21 protein-coding genes are annotated in these 21,565 nt (G+C 50.5%); 9 read left to right on the top strand and 12 right to left on the bottom strand.

Annotation, left to right across the window (positions count from 1 at the left end):
• Positions 1 to 490: 490 nt before the first annotated feature.
• Positions 491 to 1,048, top strand: coding sequence for a gamma carbonic anhydrase family protein (locus tag LZP69_RS15500; protein WP_234201625.1), 558 nt, complete (start codon positions 491 to 493; stop codon positions 1,046 to 1,048).
• Between the two features lie 29 nt (positions 1,049 to 1,077).
• On the opposite strand, the gene LZP69_RS15495 is transcribed toward LZP69_RS15500, so the two are convergent.
• Both LZP69_RS15495 and aroE read right to left on the bottom strand, forming a co-directional pair.
• Positions 1,078 to 1,350: a DUF1488 domain-containing protein gene (locus tag LZP69_RS15495; protein WP_234201624.1), complete on the bottom strand. Its 273-nt coding sequence runs from the start codon at positions 1,348 to 1,350 to the stop codon at positions 1,078 to 1,080.
• 36 nt (positions 1,351 to 1,386) lie between these two features.
• The gene (aroE, locus tag LZP69_RS15490) at positions 1,387 to 2,232 is read right to left on the bottom strand and encodes a shikimate dehydrogenase (RefSeq protein WP_234201623.1); all 846 of its coding nucleotides are present in this window, start codon (positions 2,230 to 2,232) and stop codon (positions 1,387 to 1,389) included.
• 158 nt (positions 2,233 to 2,390) lie between these two features.
• Here aroE and LZP69_RS15485 point away from each other — a divergent pair, with 158 nt between their 5' ends.
• Positions 2,391 to 2,819, top strand: coding sequence for a group II truncated hemoglobin (locus LZP69_RS15485; RefSeq protein WP_234201622.1), 429 nt, complete (start codon positions 2,391 to 2,393; stop codon positions 2,817 to 2,819).
• 97 nt (positions 2,820 to 2,916) lie between these two features.
• Here LZP69_RS15485 and hemF read toward each other — a convergent pair whose 3' ends face one another.
• From hemF to LZP69_RS15455, 6 genes are all read right to left on the bottom strand, one after another.
• Positions 2,917 to 3,828 carry an oxygen-dependent coproporphyrinogen oxidase gene (gene hemF / locus LZP69_RS15480; RefSeq protein WP_234201621.1) on the bottom strand — a complete coding sequence of 304 codons (912 nt, stop codon included), beginning with the start codon at positions 3,826 to 3,828 and terminating at the stop codon, positions 2,917 to 2,919.
• A gap of 30 nt (positions 3,829 to 3,858) precedes the next feature.
• The gene (locus LZP69_RS15475) at positions 3,859 to 4,416 is read right to left on the bottom strand and encodes an L-threonylcarbamoyladenylate synthase (protein ID WP_234201620.1); all 558 of its coding nucleotides are present in this window, start codon (positions 4,414 to 4,416) and stop codon (positions 3,859 to 3,861) included.
• 97 nt (positions 4,417 to 4,513) lie between these two features.
• Positions 4,514 to 5,074: a DNA topoisomerase family protein gene (locus LZP69_RS15470; protein ID WP_234201628.1), complete on the bottom strand. Its 561-nt coding sequence runs from the start codon at positions 5,072 to 5,074 to the stop codon at positions 4,514 to 4,516.
• A 140-nt stretch (positions 5,075 to 5,214) separates the two neighbouring features.
• Positions 5,215 to 5,688 (bottom strand): DUF494 family protein, encoded by a 474-nt coding sequence (locus tag LZP69_RS15465; protein ID WP_234201619.1) that lies wholly within the window; start codon positions 5,686 to 5,688, stop codon positions 5,215 to 5,217.
• 2 nt (positions 5,689 to 5,690) lie between these two features.
• The gene (dprA, locus tag LZP69_RS15460) at positions 5,691 to 6,710 is read right to left on the bottom strand and encodes a DNA-processing protein DprA (protein WP_234201618.1); all 1,020 of its coding nucleotides are present in this window, start codon (positions 6,708 to 6,710) and stop codon (positions 5,691 to 5,693) included.
• Positions 6,711 to 6,815: 105 nt separating this feature from the next.
• Positions 6,816 to 7,913 (bottom strand): LysM peptidoglycan-binding domain-containing protein, encoded by a 1,098-nt coding sequence (locus tag LZP69_RS15455; protein ID WP_234201617.1) that lies wholly within the window; start codon positions 7,911 to 7,913, stop codon positions 6,816 to 6,818.
• Positions 7,914 to 8,038: 125 nt separating this feature from the next.
• On the opposite strand from LZP69_RS15455, the gene def reads away from it, so the two are divergent.
• Genes def through LZP69_RS15430 form a run of 5 tightly spaced genes read left to right on the top strand, consistent with a single transcriptional unit; the run spans position 8,039 to position 13,706 of the window.
• Positions 8,039 to 8,551 carry a peptide deformylase gene (gene def / locus LZP69_RS15450; protein ID WP_234201616.1) on the top strand — a complete coding sequence of 171 codons (513 nt, stop codon included), beginning with the start codon at positions 8,039 to 8,041 and terminating at the stop codon, positions 8,549 to 8,551.
• Positions 8,552 to 8,558: 7 nt separating this feature from the next.
• The gene (gene fmt, locus LZP69_RS15445) at positions 8,559 to 9,542 is read left to right on the top strand and encodes a methionyl-tRNA formyltransferase (RefSeq protein WP_234201615.1); all 984 of its coding nucleotides are present in this window, start codon (positions 8,559 to 8,561) and stop codon (positions 9,540 to 9,542) included.
• Complete coding sequence (gene rsmB / locus LZP69_RS15440; RefSeq protein WP_234201614.1) at positions 9,539 to 10,819, top strand: 16S rRNA (cytosine(967)-C(5))-methyltransferase RsmB; 1,281 nt, start codon at positions 9,539 to 9,541, stop codon at positions 10,817 to 10,819. Before fmt ends, rsmB begins: the two co-directional genes overlap by 4 nt.
• 8 nt (positions 10,820 to 10,827) lie before the next feature.
• Positions 10,828 to 12,237: a Trk system potassium transporter TrkA gene (gene trkA / locus LZP69_RS15435; RefSeq protein WP_234201613.1), complete on the top strand. Its 1,410-nt coding sequence runs from the start codon at positions 10,828 to 10,830 to the stop codon at positions 12,235 to 12,237.
• Between the two features lie 26 nt (positions 12,238 to 12,263).
• Positions 12,264 to 13,706, top strand: a complete 1,443-nt coding sequence (locus tag LZP69_RS15430) for a TrkH family potassium uptake protein (protein WP_234201612.1) — start codon at positions 12,264 to 12,266, stop codon at positions 13,704 to 13,706.
• Between the two features lie 22 nt (positions 13,707 to 13,728).
• Here LZP69_RS15430 and rlmF read toward each other — a convergent pair whose 3' ends face one another.
• Complete coding sequence (gene rlmF, locus LZP69_RS15425) at positions 13,729 to 14,808, bottom strand: 23S rRNA (adenine(1618)-N(6))-methyltransferase RlmF (protein WP_234201611.1); 1,080 nt, start codon at positions 14,806 to 14,808, stop codon at positions 13,729 to 13,731.
• A gap of 76 nt (positions 14,809 to 14,884) precedes the next feature.
• Complete coding sequence (locus LZP69_RS15420; RefSeq protein ID WP_234201610.1) at positions 14,885 to 15,286, bottom strand: flagellar basal body-associated protein FliL; 402 nt, start codon at positions 15,284 to 15,286, stop codon at positions 14,885 to 14,887.
• Positions 15,287 to 15,480: 194 nt separating this feature from the next.
• Here LZP69_RS15420 and LZP69_RS15415 point away from each other — a divergent pair, with 194 nt between their 5' ends.
• The gene (locus tag LZP69_RS15415) at positions 15,481 to 16,053 is read left to right on the top strand and encodes a chorismate--pyruvate lyase family protein (protein WP_234201609.1); all 573 of its coding nucleotides are present in this window, start codon (positions 15,481 to 15,483) and stop codon (positions 16,051 to 16,053) included.
• Between the two features lie 94 nt (positions 16,054 to 16,147).
• Here LZP69_RS15415 and LZP69_RS15410 read toward each other — a convergent pair whose 3' ends face one another.
• Both LZP69_RS15410 and LZP69_RS15405 read right to left on the bottom strand, forming a co-directional pair.
• On the bottom strand, positions 16,148 to 18,877 hold the full coding sequence (locus LZP69_RS15410; protein ID WP_234201608.1) for an immune inhibitor A domain-containing protein: 2,730 nt from the start codon (positions 18,875 to 18,877) through the stop codon (positions 16,148 to 16,150).
• 224 nt (positions 18,878 to 19,101) lie between these two features.
• On the bottom strand, positions 19,102 to 19,698 hold the full coding sequence (locus LZP69_RS15405; protein WP_234201607.1) for a YhgN family NAAT transporter: 597 nt from the start codon (positions 19,696 to 19,698) through the stop codon (positions 19,102 to 19,104).
• A gap of 284 nt (positions 19,699 to 19,982) precedes the next feature.
• Here LZP69_RS15405 and LZP69_RS15400 point away from each other — a divergent pair, with 284 nt between their 5' ends.
• Complete coding sequence (locus LZP69_RS15400) at positions 19,983 to 21,545, top strand: metal transporter (RefSeq protein WP_234201606.1); 1,563 nt, start codon at positions 19,983 to 19,985, stop codon at positions 21,543 to 21,545.
• Positions 21,546 to 21,565 lie beyond the last annotated feature (20 nt).

The following is a 21,565-nucleotide window of genomic DNA, read 5'->3' as shown; positions in this document are numbered from 1 at the left end:
TTCATCACTTAGACTCGGAAGAATCTAAGGATGTTTGTACATATTGCTATGGACTCTCATCATTGCATTGAGATTTAAATCGTTTTCGATTTCTCAACACCTGTGAGTGTCCACACAGATTTCTTGTTTCATCTTGTTAAAGAACGTTCGCCTCATACTGGACTCCAGCAGGCTAGGGCTGCGTATTCTACACTTCCCGTTTAGGTCGTCAAGTGGTTTTTTTGAAGTTTTTAATTTACTCTTCGTAAATTGTGACTTCGTCACTTTTTTTACCTACTGACATATCAATACTGCTGGTATCTCGCTGAAATAACAGCTGTATGCCGTGTCAGTGGGAGCGCATTATAGGGAGTGATTTGGTTTGCGCAAGGGCTTTTTCACACAAAAGTGTCTCTTTTAGCTTGTTTGGGCGATTTTTAGCCTGACGAGCCACTTTTTACACATTATACTCACTGTATTCTCGCTATTTTGCCGTATTTAAGGACATTCTGTGACAAAATCAATCCGTTCCTACAAAGGAACTCAACCTCAGTTTGATGCCAGCGTCTATATTGACCAGGCCTGTGTTTTAGTTGGTGACATACAGTTAGACACTGATGCCAGTGTGTGGCCATTAGTTGCTGCACGTGGGGATGTAAACTTCATTAAGATAGGTAAACGCTCTAATGTGCAAGATGGCACTGTGTTGCATGTCACTCGCAAATCTCCTTCCAGACCCGATGGACATCCTCTGATTATCGGTGACGATGTGACTATCGGCCACAAGGCTATGCTACATGGTTGTCGTGTTGGTAACCGGGTGTTGATCGGCATGGGTGCCATTATCTTAGATGGCGCTATCGTTGAAGATGATGTGATTGTCGGCGCCGGAACTTTAGTTCCACCTGGAAAGACTCTGGAAAGCGGTCACCTCTATGTGGGCAGTCCAGCGAAAATGGCCAGACCCTTAACCGAGGCCGAACTGCAATTTTTACCTCAGTCGGCAGACAACTATGTGCGTCTGAAGAATGAATATATCGAAGAGGCACTGCAGGGACTACCAACCTGATAGCCTGTGCTAAAGTTCTCTCCGCTCAACTATTCGATCCGCTCAACCAAGATATGGCCTTGAACATCGAACGCCTCTTGTTCGATCAACTTCTCGGCCTGATCTTCAATATCGAATCTAAACTGCTCGAAGATCTGCATCGCCTGTTCACCGCTATTGATCTTTTCCGCCATCAAATGTTCCAGCACCTGCTTATTGATGTAACAGTCGATAAGTACACCCTGCTGCTGCGCACTAAAGTGAATGGCACTGACATTGGCGTCCCACTCTAACATTTCGGTAAATATCACACCCTGGTTCATCTTATTCTCCCACTCGATAGGCTGCTTGTGGCCTGCTTATCCAGCCTGCTCAGCCATATCACTGCGTAAGGCATTCAGTACAGTTTCAACATCGGGTTCAACGCCACGCCATAATGCGAAACTCTTAGCCGCCTGCCCGACCAGCATACCCAACCCATCCAAGGTAAGCTTAGCACCCGCCTGCTGAGCCCAAGCATTAAAAGAGGTGAGCCCTTTTACATACATCATGTCATAGCAGAGGGTTTCAGGGCCAATAATAGTGACAGGCAGCTCGGGCACCTTGGCTGACAGACTCGATGAAGTGGAGTTAATCACTATGTCGTAAGCATCATCAAGTTCATCTGACTTTTTCGCATCGACAGTTCCATAATCGCTAAAGATATCGACCAATGCCAAGGCTTTCTCATGGGTGCGATTATGGAGAGTCAGGGATTCGATACCGCTATTGAGAAGCGGTAAAATCGAGCCACGGGCTGCGCCGCCAGCGCCGAGAAGTAAGACTCGCTTCCCTACTAATGTCCCTAAATGTCGCTTTAGATCGGCGACCAAGCCTAGCCCATCGGTATTCTCGCCGCGTATCTTGCCACCAGCCATCAAGATCAGGGTATTTACCGCGCCCGCAAGTTTAGCCTCATCACTTAGCTCATCACACAGACGATAAGCCTCCTCTTTAAAAGGCACGGTAACATTGGCGCCTTTACCACCCTGAGCAAAGAAATCCCTTAAACTTTGCTCGAAACCATCGAGCGGTGCCAGAATCGCCTCGTAGGTGAGCACCTCTCCCGTGGCGTTTGCGAATGCCTGGTGAATAAAAGGGGATTTGCTGTGGCCAATTGGGTTGCCAAAGACCGCATATCTATCGGTGAGTGAAGTAGGTGTCATAAGAAGCCGATGTTTTCCAGATCATGCTGTTAGTCTACTGCGCTTTTATCGCGAAGCAAGGCTGGCTTCGATTAGACGAACAAGATGCGTGGATTGATCCCAAAATCACAATCGGCTAATGTGCCCCATAATCAACGCCAGCAAAATGCAGATATATCATGAAGTGGTTAAAAAAATTACTGCCAACAACCGCCAGCGATCGCGATCCACAGCAATCGAATGCTTACGATAAAATTGGTGGGGAACCGGTGATTGCCGCGCTGGCCAAACAATTTTATCTTCAGATGCAAACCGATCCCGAGGTCAGCCAATTATTGGCGCTGCATAGTGCGCCCCTTGAAGAGTCAGAACAAAAACTATTTGAATTTTTAAGCGGCTGGCTCGGTGGGCCTCAGCTGTTCCACCAGCGTCATGGGCATCCTGCGCTCAGGGCTAGGCACATGCCTTTTGCTATCGATGAGCAGATGCGGGATCAATGGCTAAAATGCATGAAGGCCGCCATCGAACTAGAGATAAAAGAGCCCCAGCATAAAGATGCCATCTATCAGGCGGTTGCCACACTGGCGGATCATATGCGTAACCGCTAGTACTAATTCTGGGGAAAAGTCGGCAATCGACAAAATACTGCTAACAAAAAGGGCTCACTGTGCACGACAATGAGCCCTTTTTCAATGCGATATCAGATCAAGCCAGCCAGTCCCTAGGCGTTAAGAAGTCGCTGTACAGCTTGGCTTCTGGCGTACCCGCTTCTGGGGTATAGGCATATTGCCAGCGCACCAGAGGTGGCATGGACATTAAGATAGACTCGGTGCGACCGCTGGTCTGCAATCCAAACAGGGTGCCACGATCATAGACCAGGTTAAACTCCACATAGCGACCACGACGATACAACTGAAAATCACGCTCACGCTCACCATAGTTTGTATCCTTACGGCGCTCAACTATGGGCGCATAGGCGGGCACGAAACCTTCACCCACAGCTCGCATAAAGGCAAAACTGCTATCGAAGCCATGCTCATTGAGATCATCGAAAAACAGCCCACCCACACCCCGGGTCTCATTACGGTGAGGCAGGAAGAAATATTCATCGCACCACTTCTTATATTTGGGATAAACCTCTTTCCCAAAAGGCTCACACAAGTCTTTAGCACTCTGATGCCATGCCACCACATCCTCTTCGAAGGGATAATAAGGCGTTAAGTCGAACCCGCCGCCAAACCACCAGACAGGATCGGCGCCCTCTTTCTCGGCAATAAAGAAACGCACATTAGCGTGGGTAGTTGGAATATAGGGGTTGTTGGGATGGATCACCAAAGAGACCCCCATGGCCTCAAAGCTGCGACCGGCGAGTTCTGGTCGATGGGCGGTTGCCGAGGCCGGCATGGCCGCGCCAGTTACATGGGAGAAATTTACCCCTGCCTGCTCAAACACCTGCCCCTGAGTCAGCACACGGCTGGTACCACCGCCGCCCTCTTCGCGTACCCAGGAATCAGAGATAAATTTAGCCTTACCATCGAGACGCTCTAAAGAGGCGCAGATCTGCTGTTGTAATCCAAGTAGAAACGCTTTGACCTCTGCGGCATTTGGCTTGCTCATTGTGATTCCTTCTGAGTATAGATTTTGCTGTTATCGTAAGATGTTGCCGCTAATGGCATCAATAATGGTCGATGGCTTAGGCTCGGCACCCAGGCTGCCCGAAACCAGGGCGGCAATCTTACCTTCAAACTGACGCTGCACCTCATCGGCCGTCATGGCAGGTTCCTCACCTGTCAGGTTGGCACTGGTAGAGACTATGGGTTTACCCAATGCCTTGCATAGCGCCTGCACACCAGGATGATTCGAGACCCGCACCGCAAGGGAGTTAAATTGGCCGCATAACAGGGGCGATATTTCCGCCTTGATCGGCATGATAAAGGTAAAAGGCCCGGGCCATTTATCCAAGGCATTCTGTAACTGCTCGGGTGTTAGCTTGTCTGTGTCGACATAGTCGGTTAACTGGGCAAAATCGCTGGCGACTAGGATTAGCCCCTTCTGCCAAGGACGTTGTTTCAGCTCCAATAACTTACCGATCGCGGCCTCATTATCGGGATCGCAGCCCAATCCATACACAGCTTCGGTGGGATAGGCGATAACGCCGCCTTGTAACACAAGATCGACAACGGCACTCGGCTCAACTTGCAACATTTACTCTAACCTTGATATCAGATTGATGAGAAAGATTATCACTTCAATGGCTGGTGATTATACAGAGATAGCTAATGCTGACAATGGCAGCAGGCACTTATAAGGCGCGCTTATATTTACACTGCTTCTGCGGGCACTCGAGGCGCATACCGGCAGCCCCCTTGCGCTCCACCAGCATCTCGAGTCCGCACTCGGGGCAGGTTTCGGCGACAGGTGGATAATTCACTAAAAACTTACATTTAGGGTAAGCGCTGCAGGCGTAAAAACTCTTACCAAAACGACTGGTTCTGTGCTCCATTGTGCCTTTATGGCAACTTGGGCAGCCGATGGCGTGGGCCGACTCATCCTGATGATGATTCTCGATATGAGTACATTCTGGGTAGCGGGTGCAACCGATAAACAGGCCAAAACGCCCGGATTTTACCGCCAGCTCCGCCTGACACTCGGGGCAACTTGAGCCTTCTATCACTTGGGTTTCGATGGATTCATGCTGAACCAGAGGCCGGGTATAATCGCAGGTCGGATAGTTATTACAACCGACAAAACCACCATGCTTACTGTTTTTTATCGACAATTCAGAGCCACACTTAGGGCAGAGTTCATACTCTTTCTCTAAGGCATGCTCATGAACAGTAAACAGTTGATCTTTTTTAGCCATCATCTTCTCACCCAAAAATCTTTCACTATTTTACCAAGCTTACCCAGTAGTTGGAAATTGAATCTGCCCACACTAACGGACACAAAAAAGGAGACAAATCGCCTCCTTTATTTGGTCATCTGAACAGCAAAATCTTCAACCTAAGAGTGCAAACCGCCATCGGGTTGCTCGAAGATAAGATCTTCCATCTGCTCGTAGGCCGATTCATTACCGGGTGAGTTGAACAGCACCATCAAGATCACCCATTTGAGATCTTCTAAAATCAGGCTGGGCTCATCGAGCTCCATCACGCGATCGATCACCATCTCACGGGTTTCGACGCTCAATACCTTGATCTGCTCTAAAAACAGCAGAAAGCCGCGACACTCGACATCGAGTTTATCCATCTCACTGTCTGTATAAATACGGAAGGATTGAGGGGCGTGTGCGCGCAGGTAGGGCTGATCACTCTCTTGAAGAGAGGCCAGATGCTCAAGCCAAGAGAGCGCCTTTAGGATCGCAGAAGGATGAAAGCCCGCGCGTGTCAGTTCTTGAGTCAACTCATCTTCATCGACCAATAACTCAACTTCACTATGGACATAGTTTTCAAATAGATACATGAGGATATCGAACATGGCTAGCTCCTCTTAAGTCTTACATAACCACCGGGTACAGCTGAAACCCAACCTTGTAGTTCAAGTTCAAGCAGTTGCTCTAGTACTAGCTCTATCGTTTTTCCACTATGTTCAACCACTACATCTAGTGGAGTGATCTCATAACCTACACTAGCTAACAGTGAGGAAAATGGCAAATCTGAAGCTAACTCATCTTTTATATGGTGGCGGCTTTGCAACTCTTCAAGCTGAAATTGCAATAAAGGGGTAAGTTCTTCGATGACATCCACCGCCGATTCTACCAATTTTGCGCCGCTACGCAGTAGATCATGACAGCCTTGATGGTCGCCTGCAAGTATATTTCCAGGTACGGCAAACACCTCCCGGCCCTGCTCTAATGCCAGTCTGGCGGTGATCAACGAGCCACTTTTTCGAGTCGCTTCAACCACTAACACTCCAAGTGACAAGCCGCTGATGATGCGATTTCGCTTGGGAAAATTTCCGGCAAACGCCTTAGTATCAGGCCAAAATTCACTGATAACACAGCCAGATTCTTGTATTTTGTGGTACAAAGCCGCATGTCTTTTGGGGTAAACCTCCTCTATGCCTGTGCCCAGCACAGCCACTGTCTCGCCGCCAGCATCCAAGGCTCCCTGATGAGCGGCACCATCTATGCCTGCAGCCATGCCGCTGCAAATCACTAAACCGCTGCGTGTAAGTTCCTGAGATAACTGATACCCCACCGCCAAGCCACTTTGAGATGCAGCGCGGCTACCCACCATGGCGATGCTAGGTTTAAGCAACGCGCTCGAGTCACCTTTAACAAACAACAGAGGGGGTGGATCGGGAATTTCCAGTAATAGCGAGGGATAAAAGGGATCGCTCTGGGTAATGATATGATGATGCTCGTCACTGTCTAGCCAGGCCAAAGCGGCCTCAACCTTGGAGGCATCAATGTGATAGGATGCTTTGAGGAATTTCTCCGGCAGAGGCAAAACATGGGGTTCATGCGATAACCTCAGCCTGAGTTCGCTTACATCCATGTAATTCAACAATTGTTTAATCCGGGCTGGTCCTAACCCGGATACTGCACAAACAACTAGCCAATCGACCAGTTTAGTTTCGATCTAGTCACCTGTTTATTGCTTTTATTCACCCTGCAGCAAGGTATCGGGTTGCACCAGTTTATCTTTAACGCGCACCGGCTTCTCATTGACTAAGATAAGCCCCATGCTGACGCGTTCAAAGGATTTAAACACCATTAACTTACCACGGTAAATATCGGGCATCTTCACTTCGTTATCGGAAGATATTTTCGATAGCAGATCTTCATAGGTACTGCGATCTTCCGGCTTAACCGGTTGCCCCTCACCGTTGATCACTATGCCTACACCATCACGGAAGATGGAGAAAACCTGTCCTGGTTCGACACCGTCGTTACTGCCTTTGTCTATATATACCACATCCCACTTACCCATCTCCCGGGTCTTACGTTCAGACGCCAGCACAGATGCGTTAATGGTGGCCGCAGTCGGCATAAAGTAAGCCGACATCAGCGAATCGTCTTCGATAGGAAGCACGCGATAACCCGCCTTGGTCTCACGCAGATTACTCAGCAACTTCACCTTAGAGATTGGGCCAGACTCGATCACCCGGCCGCTAGCGGTTAGGATCACCTCTTTACCCAGATCATCCCCTGACTCTTCATCGGTAAACTGACGACCCGGAGCATAGACTCCCAGCTTTTGCCCTTCGGGAAGCTCGGCCTGTACATAGATGATATCGTCCATCACATGGTGCTTGGACTCGCTCTCGCCCCCCATCACCATAGGTTGCTCTTCAAACCACTCGCCATCAACCACACGGTTATTGACCAAATAAGGTTCAATCAGAGAGAGGTCGATTGCTGGAATTGCCCCGTCTTTAGATTGCGTCCGCCCTTCTGGACTCTTACGAATATGAGGTTTCACCACTAATCTTGGCTCACCATCGATAAATACCAGAGTCAGCCTGTCACCAGGGTAGATAAGGTGTGGGTTGGCTATCTGAGGATTTGCGCCCCAAAGCTTAGGCCAGCGCCAGGGATCTTTAAGAAAATGGGCCGAGATATCCCAGAGGGTATCGCCCTTTTTGACTACGTATGAATCGGGATGCCCAGACTTCAATGTCAGAGTATCCGCCTGTACCAAAGAACAACTTAAAATCGTTAACGCAAGGAAAATTAATCGTTTCATGGGGGTATCCATGCTGTTTGCCCTTTAAATCGAGCTTTTACTGTTATTGAGTGCCACTAAGGATTAAAATTAATCTATTAGCCTAGGTCAGTATAACCAACTGGCCCAAATTTGACAGACTTGTTAAGAGTTTATGTATGAGTTTATTAAAAGTTTTACGCTTTCCTGACGAACGTTTGCGCACAATTGCGAAACCGGTAACAAAATTCGATTCCGAGCTACAAACTCAAATTGATGACATGTTCGAAACCATGTACGAAGAGAAAGGCATAGGCCTGGCTGCAACTCAGGTCGATTACCACCATCAATTAATCGTCATGGACCTACAGGATGAAATTGAGCGCCCTAAGGTCTTTATCAACCTGGAGATCATCGAAAAGAGCGGTCAATTTTGTAACGAAGAAGGCTGTTTGTCTGTGCCAGGCATCTACGCCAAGGTGGATCGTGCCGAGTTTGTCACTATTAAGGCGCTGGATAGTCACGGCAACGAGTTCACATTAGAGGCTGATGGGCTGTTTGCCATCTGTCTGCAACATGAACTCGACCACCTAAATGGCAAGTTGTTTGTCGACTATCTGTCGCCACTCAAACGTCAGCGCATCAAACAGAAGCTGGAAAAGAACGCCCGTCTCGAAGCTAAACAAGGATAAGTTCCATTTGAAACCACTCAAGATTGTTTTTGCGGGTACCCCGGATTTTGCCGCACGTCATCTGCAAGCGCTTATCGGATCAGAGCACAAGGTTATCGGCGTCTACTCTCAGCCCGACAGACCCGCCGGTCGCGGCAAGAAGCTTCAGGCCAGCCCGGTAAAAGCAGTGGCGCTGGAACATGACATTCCCGTCTACCAGCCTGTCAGTCTGCGAAATGAAGAAGCCCAGGCAGAGCTTGCCGCCCTCAACGCCGATATTATGGTGGTGGTCGCCTACGGCCTTATCTTACCTAAAGTGGTACTCGACACCCCAAGACTGGGCTGCATCAATGTTCATGGCTCGATTCTGCCGCGCTGGCGCGGCGCCGCGCCGATCCAAAGGGCGCTCTGGGCCGGCGACAAGGTAACAGGCGTCACCATAATGCAGATGGATATCGGCCTGGATACAGGCGATATGCTGCTTAAGACTGAGCTGCCAATCCAAGATACAGATACCTCGGCCACCCTGTATGAAAAACTGGCGCAACAAGGGCCAGAAGCCTTAATAGAGGCTTTGACAGGCATATCACAGGGCACTCTCAGCGCCGAGAAGCAGGATGAATCTCTGGCCAACTACGCCGAAAAGCTCAGTAAAGAGGAGGCGCTGCTGGACTGGAACAAACCCGCCGAGCAGTTATGGCGTGAGATCCGCGCCTTTAATCCCTGGCCCGTGAGCCACTTTTCCCACATGGATGCTAGCATCAAGGTCTGGCAGGCGAGCGTAAAGAGCACTCAAGCCAAGCAAGCGCCCGGTACTATAGTATCGGCAGATAAACAGGGCATAGATATTGCCACGACTGACGGCGTGCTCAGCCTGCAGATGATGCAGCTGCCGGGCAAGAAGGCGATGGCGGTGGCCGATATTCTCAACTCCCGCGCCGATTGGTTCGCCGTTGGCACTCAGCTGGCGATACCCGCTGCGACGGATAACACAGAGGCAAGCGGCCAATGAATCTACGCGCCTTAGCCGCCAAAGCCGTGTTTCAGGTATTGGAGAAGGGAGTCTCACTCTCAGTCGCCCTACCCGAACAGCAACAAAAACTCAGCAGTGGTAAAGATAAAGCCCTACTTGCGGAGCTCTGCTACGGTGTGATGCGTCATTTGCCCCAGCTGGACAAGCTGGTCAGCGACTGCATGAACAAACCGATGAAAGGCAAGCAGCGCATAGTCCACCAGCTGCTGCTGATCGGCTGCTATCAACTTTATTTCACCCGCATTCCGGCTCACGCGGCTATCTCTGAAACCGCCGAGGCCTGTCGTCAGCTCAAGTTTGAGGGTCTGGTCAAGGTGGTCAACGGCGTACTTCGAAACCTGCAGCGCAATGACAAACCTCTACCGACAGAAAACGATACCCTGGCTTTCAATACACCAGCCTGGTTAATCAAACGCTTGCAAGAAGCCTATCCAGATAGCTGGGAAAACATAATAGAAGAGAGCCATCAGCGCCCGCCCATGTGGCTGAGAAACAATGCCCTGCGCCAATCACGGGATACCTATCTCGCCGAGCTAGCACAGCTGGAAATCGGCGCATCAAAAGGTAACAGCGACAATGCCATCCTGCTGGATAAGGCAACCGATGTGACTCTGCTGCCCAGATTCAGTGAAGGCGCCGCCTCTGTGCAAGATGGTGCGGCCCAGTGGGCGGCGACCCTCTTAGCCCCCGAGCCCAAGGAGTTGATCCTCGATGCCTGCGCTGCGCCCGGTGGCAAGACCTGTCATCTGCTGGAAAGTGAAGCAAGCATAGATCTGGTGGCCGTCGATTTCGACGCCAAGCGCCTAGCGCGAGTGCAGCAAAATCTGGATCGTTTAGGCTTAACCGCCCAAGTCATTCACGGCGATGCCGCCAATATTGACGCCTGGTGGCAAGGGGATAAGTTCGATCGTATCCTGCTCGATGCGCCCTGCTCCGCCACAGGGGTGATACGTCGTCACCCAGATATCAAATGGTTACGTAAATCGGCCGACATTGAAGAGTTAGCAAAATTACAGGCACAAATTTTAGATCATTGCTGGCAGTGGCTAAAACCTGGTGGCACACTGCTATATGCAACTTGCTCCATTTTACCCCAGGAAAATGCCCAGCAAGTCAGTGCGTTTTTGGCGAGAACCCCGGATGCGACACTCGTCCCCATTGCCCAGCAACCCCAGGGCGATGAAATTGGCTGGCAAATTACGCCAGGGCAGGACAATATGGACGGGTTTTATTATGCTCGCCTGATTAAGGGATAAGGTAATAGATGAAAATTATCATATTAGGTGCAGGCCAGGTGGGCGGCACATTGGCCGAAAACCTGGTTGGTGAAAACAACGATATCACTATCGTGGATAACGACAGGGATAGGCTGCGCTCCTTGCAGGACAAGTACGATCTTCGTGTTGTGCTTGGCCATGGTGCTCACCCCGGCGTACTCAAAGATGCCGGCGCCGAAGATGCCGATATGTTAATTGCCGTGACCAACAGTGACGAGTGCAACATGGCCGCCTGCCAGATGGCCTACACCCTGTTTGGCACCCCGACCAAGATCGCTCGTATCCGCTCGGAGCAATACCTCTCCCGCCGCAACGAACTCTTTATCGACAGTGAAACCAAAAACAGCGACAACCGTACCCGCGGCGGTTTTATCATAGATGAATTGATCGCACCAGAGCAGCTAGTCACCTCTTATATCCGCCGTCTGGTGGAGTATCCTGGGGCATTGCAGGTGCTCGAATTTGCCGATGGCAGACTCAGTCTGGTGGCGGTGCGCGCTTACTATGGCGGCCCCCTCGTGGGTAACGCCTTGGCAGCCCTGCGTGAGCATATGCCCAATATCGATACCCGGGTAGCGGCCATCTTCCGCCAAGGCAAGCCCATCATGCCCAGAGGCACCACAATTATCGAGGCCGATGATGAGGTGTTTTTCGTGGCCGACAGCCGCCATGTGCGAGCGGTAATGAGCGAGATGCAGAAGCTAGACAACAGCTATCGCAACATAATGATCGCCGGTGGCGGCAATATCGGCTTAGGCTTGGCCAAACAGCTACAACGTAATCATGCGGTTAAACTGATCGAGCACAGACAAGATCGCGCCGAGGCCCTGTCAGAACAACTGGACAACACCACAGTCTTCTGTGGCGATGCGTCGGATCAGGAGTTGCTGCTCGAAGAGCATATCGACCAGACAGACGTGTTTATTGCTGTCACCAACGATGATGAGGCCAACATCATGGCGGCCCTGCTGGCTAAGCGTATGGGTGCCAAGAAGGTGATGGTGCTGATCCAGCGTGAAGCCTATGTGGATATCGTTCAGGAAGCCAATATCGATATCGCCATCTCGCCCCAGCAAGCCACCATCTCCGCCCTGTTGACCCATATTCGTCAAGGGGATATCTGTAACGTCTACTCATTAAGACGCGGCGCGGCCGAGGCGATTGAAGCGATTGCCCACGGCGATGCCAACACCTCCAGAGTAGTGGGCAAACAGATAGGCGACATTAAACTGCCGCCAGGCACAACCATAGGGGCAATAGTGCGCGACGAACAGGTCTTAATGGCCCATGACAAAACGGTTATTGAACAGGGAGATCACGTTATCTTATTCTTAGTGAACAAGAAATTTGTCGGCGAAGTTGAAAAGCTGTTCCAACCCAGCGCCTTCTTCTTCTAACCACTGAACCTGGTCCGGCGGCTGCAATGCTAAACATACGACCATTACTTTTTATCTTAGGCGTGTTCCTGTCGACACTGACCGCCTTTATGTTTATCCCACTGCTGTTTGCCTTGATCTATGGCGAAGAGACAGTGGGCGCATTTATGATTGCATCATTAGCGACTGGCACCTGCGCCAGCGCCTGTATGCATCAGGGACACAGCGACCGCCTGCGCCTCAACATACGTGACATGTTCCTGCTCACCAGCCTGACCTGGTTTATTGTTAGCCTGTTCGCCGCTATGCCTTTTACCCTCTACCACGGTATCAACTATACCGATGCTTTTTTTGAGACCATGTCGGGTATCACCACCACAGGCTCCACTGTGCTCTCCGGCTTAGATACCATGGATCACAGCATCTTGATCTGGCGCTCTTTGCTGCAATGGCTCGGCGGAATCGGCTTTATCGTGATGGCGGTGGCGATTCTACCCTTCCTCAACGTCGGTGGTATGCGCCTGTTTCGAACCGAATCATCGGATTGGAGTGACAAAGCCGTGCCCCGCACTCAGGATATGGCCAAACAGCTGTTTCTGGTCTACATAGGTCTTACTGTCGCCTGCGGACTGGCTTACCATGCGGCAGGCATGAACTGGTTTCAAGCCATCAACCATTCGATGACCACACTCTCCACCGGTGGTTACTCCACCTCAGATCGATCCATGGCGGCCTTCTCCAATGGCGCCCACTGGGTCGGCACCCTGTTTATGGCCGCCGGCGGCCTGCCGCTCTTGATGTTCGTTCACACCCTGACGCAGCGCTCGGTGAAAATCTGGGATGATGCCCAGGTCAAAGGCTATCTGATTTTTCTAATCACTATTTCGGGCAGTTTGGCATTCTGGTTATGGCATGATCAGGGGATGGCACTGGCCGATGCCCTGCGACTCGCCAGTTTTAACGTGGTTTCTGTGGTGACAACCACAGGCTATGGCCTCACCGACTATACCTCTTGGGGCGCACTAGCCAATGTGGCCTTTCTCTTCCTGATGTTTGCAGGAAGCTGTTCGGGCTCGACCTCGGGCGGGATTAAGATTTTCCGTTTTCAGATAGCCATCGCCATCATGCGCGAGCAGTTGAAACAGCAGTTTCACCCCAATGGTATCTTTAAGGAGCGCTATAACGGCCGAGCGATCACCGAGGATATTATCCGCTCGCTAATCGCCTTTATCCTGCTGTTTATGCTGGTGATAGTGATCTTATCTGTGATCTTGGTGATGTGCGGACTGGACCCTACAACCAGCCTAAGTGGCGCAATCACGGCCGTCACTAATGTGGGGCCGGGACTGGGACCTGTGATAGGCCCTGCGGGGAATTTTGCCAGCCTGCCCGATGTGGCCAAGTGGTCTCTGTCTATCGGCATGCTGCTCGGGCGATTGGAGATCCTGACCGTGGCAGTGCTCTTCCACCCTAATTTTTGGAAATACTAGCTCTGGCCACTAAGTTTACTCTCTAAGGTCGGTACTGCTGCCACAGCTGACGTTGAGCCTGACTCAAGAAACTCCAGGCTAGCACCCGTGTGAGCTTATTACCCTGGTTCATCTCCAGAACTTTTACCTCTTGGGCACCTGCTCGGTTGAGCGCCTGATTGCAGGGCTTGAGATTCTCTTTTTTCGACACCAGACTGGTAAACCAGCATACCTGACTGGCGTATAACGCACTTTCGGCAATCATATCCAGCAAGAATCGCTGCTCGCCACCCTCACACCAGAGCTCGGGCTGCTGGCCGCCAAAGTTAAGTTTATCGCCCTTAACACCCTGTTTATGATGACCTTTAGCCTGTCTGTTCACCGCCAGATTCTTCAGTTTACGCTGGCTGCCACTCTCGGCCTCAGCTTGAGAGGCATGAAACGGAGGATTACACAGGGTGAAATCGAACCTGTCATCCGGCGTCAAAATGCCAGCAAAAATCTGCTTAGGATCGGCCTGGTGGCGTAGCTCAAGCTTGCCCTGCAGCCCAGGATTATTGGCGATGATCTCCTGTAGATTATCTAGGGCGAGGCGATTAATATCGCTACCCACAAAGCGCCAGCCGTAGCTCTGGCTCCCCAGAATAGGATAGATGCCGTTAGCGCCCGTCCCTATATCCAGACCCGAGATTTTTGCTCCCTTGGGCGGTTTGCCTTTTCCTTTTGGTCTATCGCTGGCGAGCAGATCCGCCAGATAGTGTAGATAATCCACCCGTCCTGGTATGGGCGGGCAGAGAAACCCTTTAGGAATATCCCAATAATTCAGACCATAATGCAGCCGCAGTAAGGCCAAATTAAGACACTTTACCGCCTGGGGATCGCTAAAATCTATGCTGTCGTTACCGTAGGGATTGGGGCGCACAAAGTCAGCCAGCTCTGGGGTCGCCTTTTTCAGGGCATGAAAATCATAGCCCTGATTATGCAGATTACGCGGATGCAGCCCCTTGGCACGACGGGTCGCCGCACCGGCTTTAGGCGCACCGGCTTTAGGCGCTCTGGCTTTAACAGTGCGAGGTTTCACGGCCTTGTTTTTCGCCGCTGGGCGATGGGAAGAAGCGGTCATAACTTAGAGGCCCATAACTTAGAAGCCATAGTTAACTGTCTTACCGAGCGCGGGCATCACTCTTAGCGAATAAAAATTAATCATACAGATACTTGGTAAAGAGTAGGTTCACCACTAATGGACGCCCTACCTCTTGCTGAATAAGGCGATTGATCGTCTCATAACACTCGCGGCGGATCTCCTCTTTGCCTGTCAGCGACTTAACCTTCTCTTCCGGCTGAGAACCTAAAATTTCGATAATAGCTGAGCGTAACAGCGGATCATGACGCTCTAACACTATCAGATCTTTGGGCTCTTTCACCATCAGTTCAACGCTGATCTTAATAAAACCTAATTTCTTACGATTGGAGAGGTAATTGGTCACTATATCTGGCTCAAAACCATAGTAGGCATAGTCGATCCCTTTCTTATCGTTAGCGAGTGCATTGAGGCTCACCAACCCCGAGAGCATCAGCAGCAAGAGGACAAATTTTTTCATATTAAGACATGCTCCGTTATTCTTACCCAGACTCGAACGATTCCAGCTAAGCCATTCTACACTTTGTTAATTATCCAGCGGTCGCTCTTTATGGCAGCCACAGTTTATGTCGGCTTATTGCAGCCAGATTATACCGACATCTTCTACTGACCATGATAAACTGCGTCGGGAGTCAATATTGTACCGAGAAATGAATGAGTGTGACTAGGTTAAGCTTCCCCTATGGCCAAGCCATAACATGGTATTCCCCCGAACACCTTACCCAATCTCCACCTCTCGCCCTTAAGGATTGGTTGCTTGACACGGGCAGTCTAACTCAAAAGCTCAAATCTCACTGTGATCAGTTTAGCGTCATCGTTCTGGGAGAAGCTCACCTTCCCCCTTTTGTTGGCGAGTTTACCACCCAGGAGACAGTATGGGTGCGGGAAGTATTACTCTGCCTCGATGGTACACCTTGGGTATTCGCCCGCACCTTAGTACCAAGCGAGATCATCGAAAATCAACACCAGCGCTTTCTTGAACTGGGCACCCGCCCGCTGGGAGAGCTGTTATTTAGCGAAGGAAATTTTACCCCTGGGGAAATTGAGATCAGTCAATTTTACCCTGATGGCGCGCTAGCTGAGCTGATAAATGCTCAGGATCAAGATGCAAGTCAGGCTCTATGGGGGCGACGCAGATACTTTAGCCACAATAGCAAACAGCTCAGCGTCAGCGAGATCTTTCTCCCAGCCTCGCAGCGGCGCATTACTCAAGAGCAGCTCAAATAACAAAACGCCTCATCTGTGAGGCGTTTTGTTATCTGCGGTTTACTTATCTGATTTCGAAAAAGTTAAGCTTCTAAATAGCTAAGCTCGAAACAGCTTAGCCTTGACCAGCTAAGCGCCTGAAACAAGCAAGCACCATCAATAGAATAAGTGATACTCCACCTAAGCTGCCACCGCCACCCGAACCGCCGGATGACTGGCTTGCAGCCGAAGACACTGTCACTTCCTGAGTCGCGCTCGAAGTATTGCCATTGCTGTCGGTCACGTTCAGCACCACAGTATAAGTGCCTGCTGTATCGTAGGTGTGGCTCGGAGAGGAAAAAACGCTATTGCTGCCGTCACCAAAATCCCATTGATAACTGAGCGCTCCCACTCCTAGAGTCGTCGCATCGCTGAAGCTGACCTGAAGTTGATTAGCAACAAAACTGAAAGCGGCCACAGGTGGCAGTTCAACCAGTATGGTTACCACTGTATCTTGAGTATTTCCGCTGCCATCGGTCACAGTCAGTGTCACCAGATACTGGCCGGCTTCACTATAAGTGTGCGTGGGCGAGGCCAGTGTTGAGCTTGCACCCGCCACACCAAAATCCCACTGATAGGTGTAATTGCCATCGCCGCCGCTGACATTGGCGGTAAAGCTGACACTGCCGTTGTCATTGGTAGTGGCAATACTGATCAAGAGTTCACTGGCAGGTAACTCAATCTCATCGCCTGTGTATTCAAAACGCACCAATGCTTGGGTGGAGTCTGTGGCCTGAGTCACCACTTCCATAGTCAAGCCCAGCGCAGGCAACTTTATCCCTGCCTGAGGTTTCAGTGGCGCACTGTAATCCAGGCTATCATCAAACAGGTTATTGGCATTGAGGTGATTATCACCGAAGAAGGCCGACTGGTTGTATAGACTGAAGGTTGCATCGCGGATCTGCCCCTCTGTATCCCAGCTGCTAATTAACACCTGATCGGCATCCACCACACCGATCAAACCTTCGCCAGGATGCCCGCTGGAACCATTATCGACCTCCTCTTTATTCTCGAACCAGAGCAAAACACCGGGTTCATAAGGGAAGCTCTGCAACCCGACATCAACACCATTGTAACTGCGCAGTTGCACCACATAGCGGCGATCACCGCCCTGACGGTAATTATCTATGCGGGTGAAGCCATCGAGTGTCATCACTCCGGCAGTTTCTGCGCCATCAAAATAGACTTGTTGACCATTCTCGAGCAGACGTATGTCATCCATCACAAAGCCATAGTCACCGACAAATTCATCTGTCTTATAGATGAAGCTGATTTGGTGATTGCCACCGGCATAGGCCGTCAAATCGAAGGTCAGATCCACCCAGGCATTACTGCCCTCGGCGCCAGCGATATTGGCAGACTGGCCAGTAATGATGTGCTCTGCCGAATTGATACTATTGACCGCCTTGGTATGGTTACCGGCGAGGGGAACACCATCGATCAATACCTGCACATAGTCATAATCCAGCTCTATCTTCCAGTGCGCTTTCATCGACAGAATGAGACTTGCGCTGGCTGGCAGGTTGAGATCGAAACTGGCGGATTGATTAATTAAGTTACCTTGACCGGAATAGTATTGGTACTGACCCGAATAGGGGGCGCGAAACAAAATCGCTTCCGGCGGCAGGGGTATCGACAACTGATTGACCTGATTGTGATTCACCGCCTCGACCAGATTCACCTCCTGGCCACCGACGGGAATCGCATTCAGGCTAATCTTGGTCTCATTGAGCCATTTCCCTTTATAGTTCTCTTGCAGATAGGAGCGAGCATAGGGGCTAAAACCCACAGGGTGCGCCCCTGGAATATCCCCCGCCCAACTGCCGCTGGCCATGATCGACCACATGCCTACGGGAGAGCCATCACCAAGGCCGCTGGTATCATATTCATCCGGCAGACCTAAGTCGTGGCCAAACTCGTGTGCCACTACACCCGCGGCGGCATCTATGGGTTGAATGGTGTAACCAAAGACCTTCTTGTTGGTGCCTGGGATAGTCTCACCAATATCATTACTGCCATAAACATAATAGCGGTGCGACCAGATAGCATTATCGCCCAATACCCCGCCGCCAGACTCCTCACCTATGCTGGAGTGAAATATGGTCACATGATCTATGATGCCGTCGGCTTCATCATAATTGCCATCGCCATCGAGATCGTAAGGGTCTTCAATATCGTAACTGTCCAGTTCAGACTGACTCATGCCATAAAGAGCAAAGGTGACAGCTTCCTGAACCAGCTCAGGCACCCGAACATCGTCGTTATTATTGCTAGGATTGTTAGCCCCATAATAGGCGGCATTATTGCTGGCGGTATACCACCCCTTAACGTCACCTTCGTAGAAGAAGGAGCCACCGGATTCGGCCTGGTAATATTGGTAAGCAGAGAGCAGATTTTCACCGAAGGGGCCGGTAAATCCGCTGGAGGAAAACATCAGATTATAATAGTGAGAGAGCGGATAACTAGGGTAATACATAGGTGTATCACTGGAGCTAAGGCGGTTATCGTTATGAAGCAGATCAGGAAAGTCGATTAACACCCCCAGCACTTTAACTGTTTTGCTCACCTCTCTGTCGGAGAGCACTGTCACCATAGCACCCACTTTTTGTAATCTTGAGCTCTCTTTTGAGCTGCTTGTCACTGCATTTTGCCGTTTCAGTTTAGACTCGATCACCATGGCGTCATCCCTGAAATGACTCGCCTTACTGATATACAGCTCAAATGCCTCTTGTTTCTGCGCTTCGCTGGCATCAGGGGAGAGCTCACCCCGCTTCGTCAGCCAGTAGAGGATCTGCGTCTTATTCACCAAACCTATGTCTGCAGACGGCCCCGAAAGATTTTCAGGCCTGGGCGCCGCACTGAGATCTGGGCTCCCACATGACAACAGAAAAGCTAAAGCCGTTAATATCCCTGCCCAATATGGTTTCATCATTCTACTTTGTCCTTGCGAAACTGGGTGATTGAGATGACGCAATACTCTTATATCTAATTTTACTCCATCGAGTCGAATAATTAAGGACAAGAATGTGATTAATTACCTGTATAGGTCATGTAATTGGCAATACCGTCGAGAAACATCTGTACAGAAATCATCACCAGCACCATCCCCATCAGACGCTCGACTGCGGTTAAACCTTTCTCGCCCAACAGCTTAGTAAACAACTTGTAGAAGAGTAAAATGACGGCACTCGCCCCCCAGGCAGCAAGCAAGGCGATTGTCCAGTCCGTCATGCGGCTAGAATCTGTGTGAGCCAGCAGGATTAGGGCGGCGAGAATTGACGGCCCGGCCATCAGAGGGATCGCCATAGGCACAATAAAAGGTTCTTCGCCCGCGGCCAGACCAACCACGCCACCAGGCTGAGGGAATATCATCCGCAGGGCGATCAAAAATAAGATGATCCCACCCGCAATACTCACAGACTCAGATCTCAGGTTGAGGAAATTAAGAATCGCCTCGCCGGCAAACAGGAAGAGCAACATGATGATAAGCGAAAAAATCAGCTCTCTTATCAATACGATACGCCTTTTTTTCGGTTCTATATGCCTGAGGATAGAGGCGAAGATAGGCAGATTCCCTAACGGGTCCATAATTAAGAACAACATTACCGCTGCTGAAAAGATATCCATAACTTATCGTACTTCTAGATTGACCCCATTAAAGATTGCCCCATATTGTATAACGAAGTTTCATCATTAATCTGTAGCTAAAACAACTAAATTTCTGCCATCGACGAGATCTAGTTCCAATGGCTAAGTTGCCGTTATTTTTAGCCAGGAAAAGGCGAGTAAAAACGCCCTGTTCTTCCTCGATAATGGCAATAAATCCAAGCAGGCGACTATCATAAGTATTCGATTGCAGACGATAACACTGTTATACTGCTTGGCTTTCCAGTTCCCTTTTAAACTCTGATATGTACTATCTCATCGCCAGTTGTATTGCACTCCTGCTAGGTCCGCTGTTTTACCGTTTTTTTACCACGGGAACTGGCCTGCAAAAAGGCTTAGATGGATTCATTTTTGTCTCCCTCGGCGGCTTAGTGCTAATCCATATTCTGCCTGAGCTCCTAGAGCATGGTGGTCTATTGGCGATCCTGTTCGTTATCATAGGCTTATGGGGGCCAACCCTGAGTGAACGCCTATTTCATCGTTATTCAGAGGTGACCCATAACCTCACCCTGACCTTAGGCCTAGCTGGTCTGCTGCTGCATACCATCACAGATGGCGGCGCCATGGTGCTGGCCCAGCAAGATGGTAATTCGGCATTGCTGGCACTGGGCGTGATACTGCATCGCCTCCCGGTTGGTCTGGCTATCTGGTGGCTACTCAAGCCCCAAGTCGGCAATCGCTGGGCGATGGCGGTTTTAGTGAGCATGATGCTGCTCACTAGCCTTGGCTATTTCGCGGGCGAGCAACTGCTCACTCACCTGAGCCTGGATAACACTGTCTATCTGCAGGCCTTCGTGACAGGCTCCATCTTGCACGTGGTGTTGCATCAACCCCATGGCCACCATATCAGCGATAAACAGGGTAAATATGAATACCAGGCCGGCATAGGCAGTATCCTGGGGATACTGTTACTCTTTATTCTGCTGATGATGGACTCGGGCGGGCATGATCACCATGAGCACACCCACACCACAGAGCAGCTAATGGACTGGTTGCTGACGCTGGCGCCAGTGCTGTTATTGGCTTACCTTCTCGCGACCTTGCGCTATCATTTTGGCCTGTCTGCGCAGCACACTAAATTGCCCCTTCGCTGGTTGCAGCGACTGGCTGGCCCTGAGGCATTAATTATCACACTTCTGCTGCTGGGACCGACCCTGGCGCTGATCCAGATTATCGGTTTACTCCTAGTTGGAACCTTATTAACCCAGCTCAGAGTCGAACCAGCCGAGCCCCAGAGCGACCTGCCGCAATCAGCCTGGCGTTTTGGCATGGCAGATACAGTGGATCGCAGCGCACCCTGGATTGTTCTCAGCCTGATTCTGGCCAACCTCATTGGCCATCCTTCAGTTCCCTTAGAGCAACCTTGGGTTCAGGTCGCTGTACTCCTGCTGCTGTTTCTTCCCATGGGATTTTGCCATCTGGGCGGCGCGGTGCTGGCGCTCACTCTAGCCTACAGCGGTTGGAGCATGGCGGCAGTGGTGATCACACTATTGGCGGCGCCTGTATTTAATCTCTCACAGCTTAAACTGATGAACTGGTCAAAGCGTTTTCTGTTAGTCAGCAGCTTACTGCTCTGCCTGTTTATCACCCAATACCTGGCGCCGAGCTGGCAAGGATTGCTGCATCTGCCATCAAACCTCAATCTATTGTGTCTGGCTATTATCACGTTTCTGTTTGGCGCCAGTCTGCTACGCCTGGGACCGCGAAAATTTATGTCGCGTATCACGCTGTGGAGCAAGGCCCACAAACATGATCACCCACATAACCATCAACAAGATGCAACTCCGAAGCGCCATCATCATGAATGATTGCCTTGTTAGATTCACTG

It is taken from the genome of Shewanella sp. AS1 (genome assembly GCF_021412565.1).
Taxonomy (GTDB): Bacteria; Pseudomonadota; Gammaproteobacteria; order Enterobacterales; family Shewanellaceae; genus Shewanella.
The sequence above is the reverse complement of the archived record's forward strand: the minus strand, read 5'-3'. Positions and strand labels throughout refer to the sequence as shown.

What these genes read in the sequence shown, in the direction of transcription:
- rlmF (WP_234201611.1), bottom strand. Translation starts at nt 14,808, where the DNA reads ATGACCGCTTCTTCCCATCGCCCAGCGGCGAAAAACAAGGCCGTGAAA.
- LZP69_RS15495 (WP_234201624.1), bottom strand. Translation starts at nt 1,350, where the DNA reads ATGAACCAGGGTGTGATATTTACCGAAATGTTAGAGTGGGACGCCAAT.
- LZP69_RS15455 (WP_234201617.1), bottom strand. Translation starts at nt 7,913, where the DNA reads ATGGATACCCCCATGAAACGATTAATTTTCCTTGCGTTAACGATTTTA.
- LZP69_RS15405 (WP_234201607.1), bottom strand. Translation starts at nt 19,698, where the DNA reads ATGGATATCTTTTCAGCAGCGGTAATGTTGTTCTTAATTATGGACCCG.
- hemF (WP_234201621.1), bottom strand. Translation starts at nt 3,828, where the DNA reads ATGAGCAAGCCAAATGCCGCAGAGGTCAAAGCGTTTCTACTTGGATTA.
- LZP69_RS15400 (WP_234201606.1), top strand. Translation starts at nt 19,983, where the DNA reads ATGTACTATCTCATCGCCAGTTGTATTGCACTCCTGCTAGGTCCGCTG.
- def (WP_234201616.1), top strand. Translation starts at nt 8,039, where the DNA reads ATGAGTTTATTAAAAGTTTTACGCTTTCCTGACGAACGTTTGCGCACA.
- LZP69_RS15430 (WP_234201612.1), top strand. Translation starts at nt 12,264, where the DNA reads ATGCTAAACATACGACCATTACTTTTTATCTTAGGCGTGTTCCTGTCG.
- trkA (WP_234201613.1), top strand. Translation starts at nt 10,828, where the DNA reads ATGAAAATTATCATATTAGGTGCAGGCCAGGTGGGCGGCACATTGGCC.
- LZP69_RS15415 (WP_234201609.1), top strand. Translation starts at nt 15,481, where the DNA reads ATGAGTGTGACTAGGTTAAGCTTCCCCTATGGCCAAGCCATAACATGG.
- LZP69_RS15485 (WP_234201622.1), top strand. Translation starts at nt 2,391, where the DNA reads ATGAAGTGGTTAAAAAAATTACTGCCAACAACCGCCAGCGATCGCGAT.
- LZP69_RS15470 (WP_234201628.1), bottom strand. Translation starts at nt 5,074, where the DNA reads ATGGCTAAAAAAGATCAACTGTTTACTGTTCATGAGCATGCCTTAGAG.
- LZP69_RS15420 (WP_234201610.1), bottom strand. Translation starts at nt 15,286, where the DNA reads ATGAAAAAATTTGTCCTCTTGCTGCTGATGCTCTCGGGGTTGGTGAGC.
- dprA (WP_234201618.1), bottom strand. Translation starts at nt 6,710, where the DNA reads ATGGATGTAAGCGAACTCAGGCTGAGGTTATCGCATGAACCCCATGTT.
- LZP69_RS15475 (WP_234201620.1), bottom strand. Translation starts at nt 4,416, where the DNA reads ATGTTGCAAGTTGAGCCGAGTGCCGTTGTCGATCTTGTGTTACAAGGC.
- LZP69_RS15465 (WP_234201619.1), bottom strand. Translation starts at nt 5,688, where the DNA reads ATGTTCGATATCCTCATGTATCTATTTGAAAACTATGTCCATAGTGAA.
- aroE (WP_234201623.1), bottom strand. Translation starts at nt 2,232, where the DNA reads ATGACACCTACTTCACTCACCGATAGATATGCGGTCTTTGGCAACCCA.
- rsmB (WP_234201614.1), top strand. Translation starts at nt 9,539, where the DNA reads ATGAATCTACGCGCCTTAGCCGCCAAAGCCGTGTTTCAGGTATTGGAG.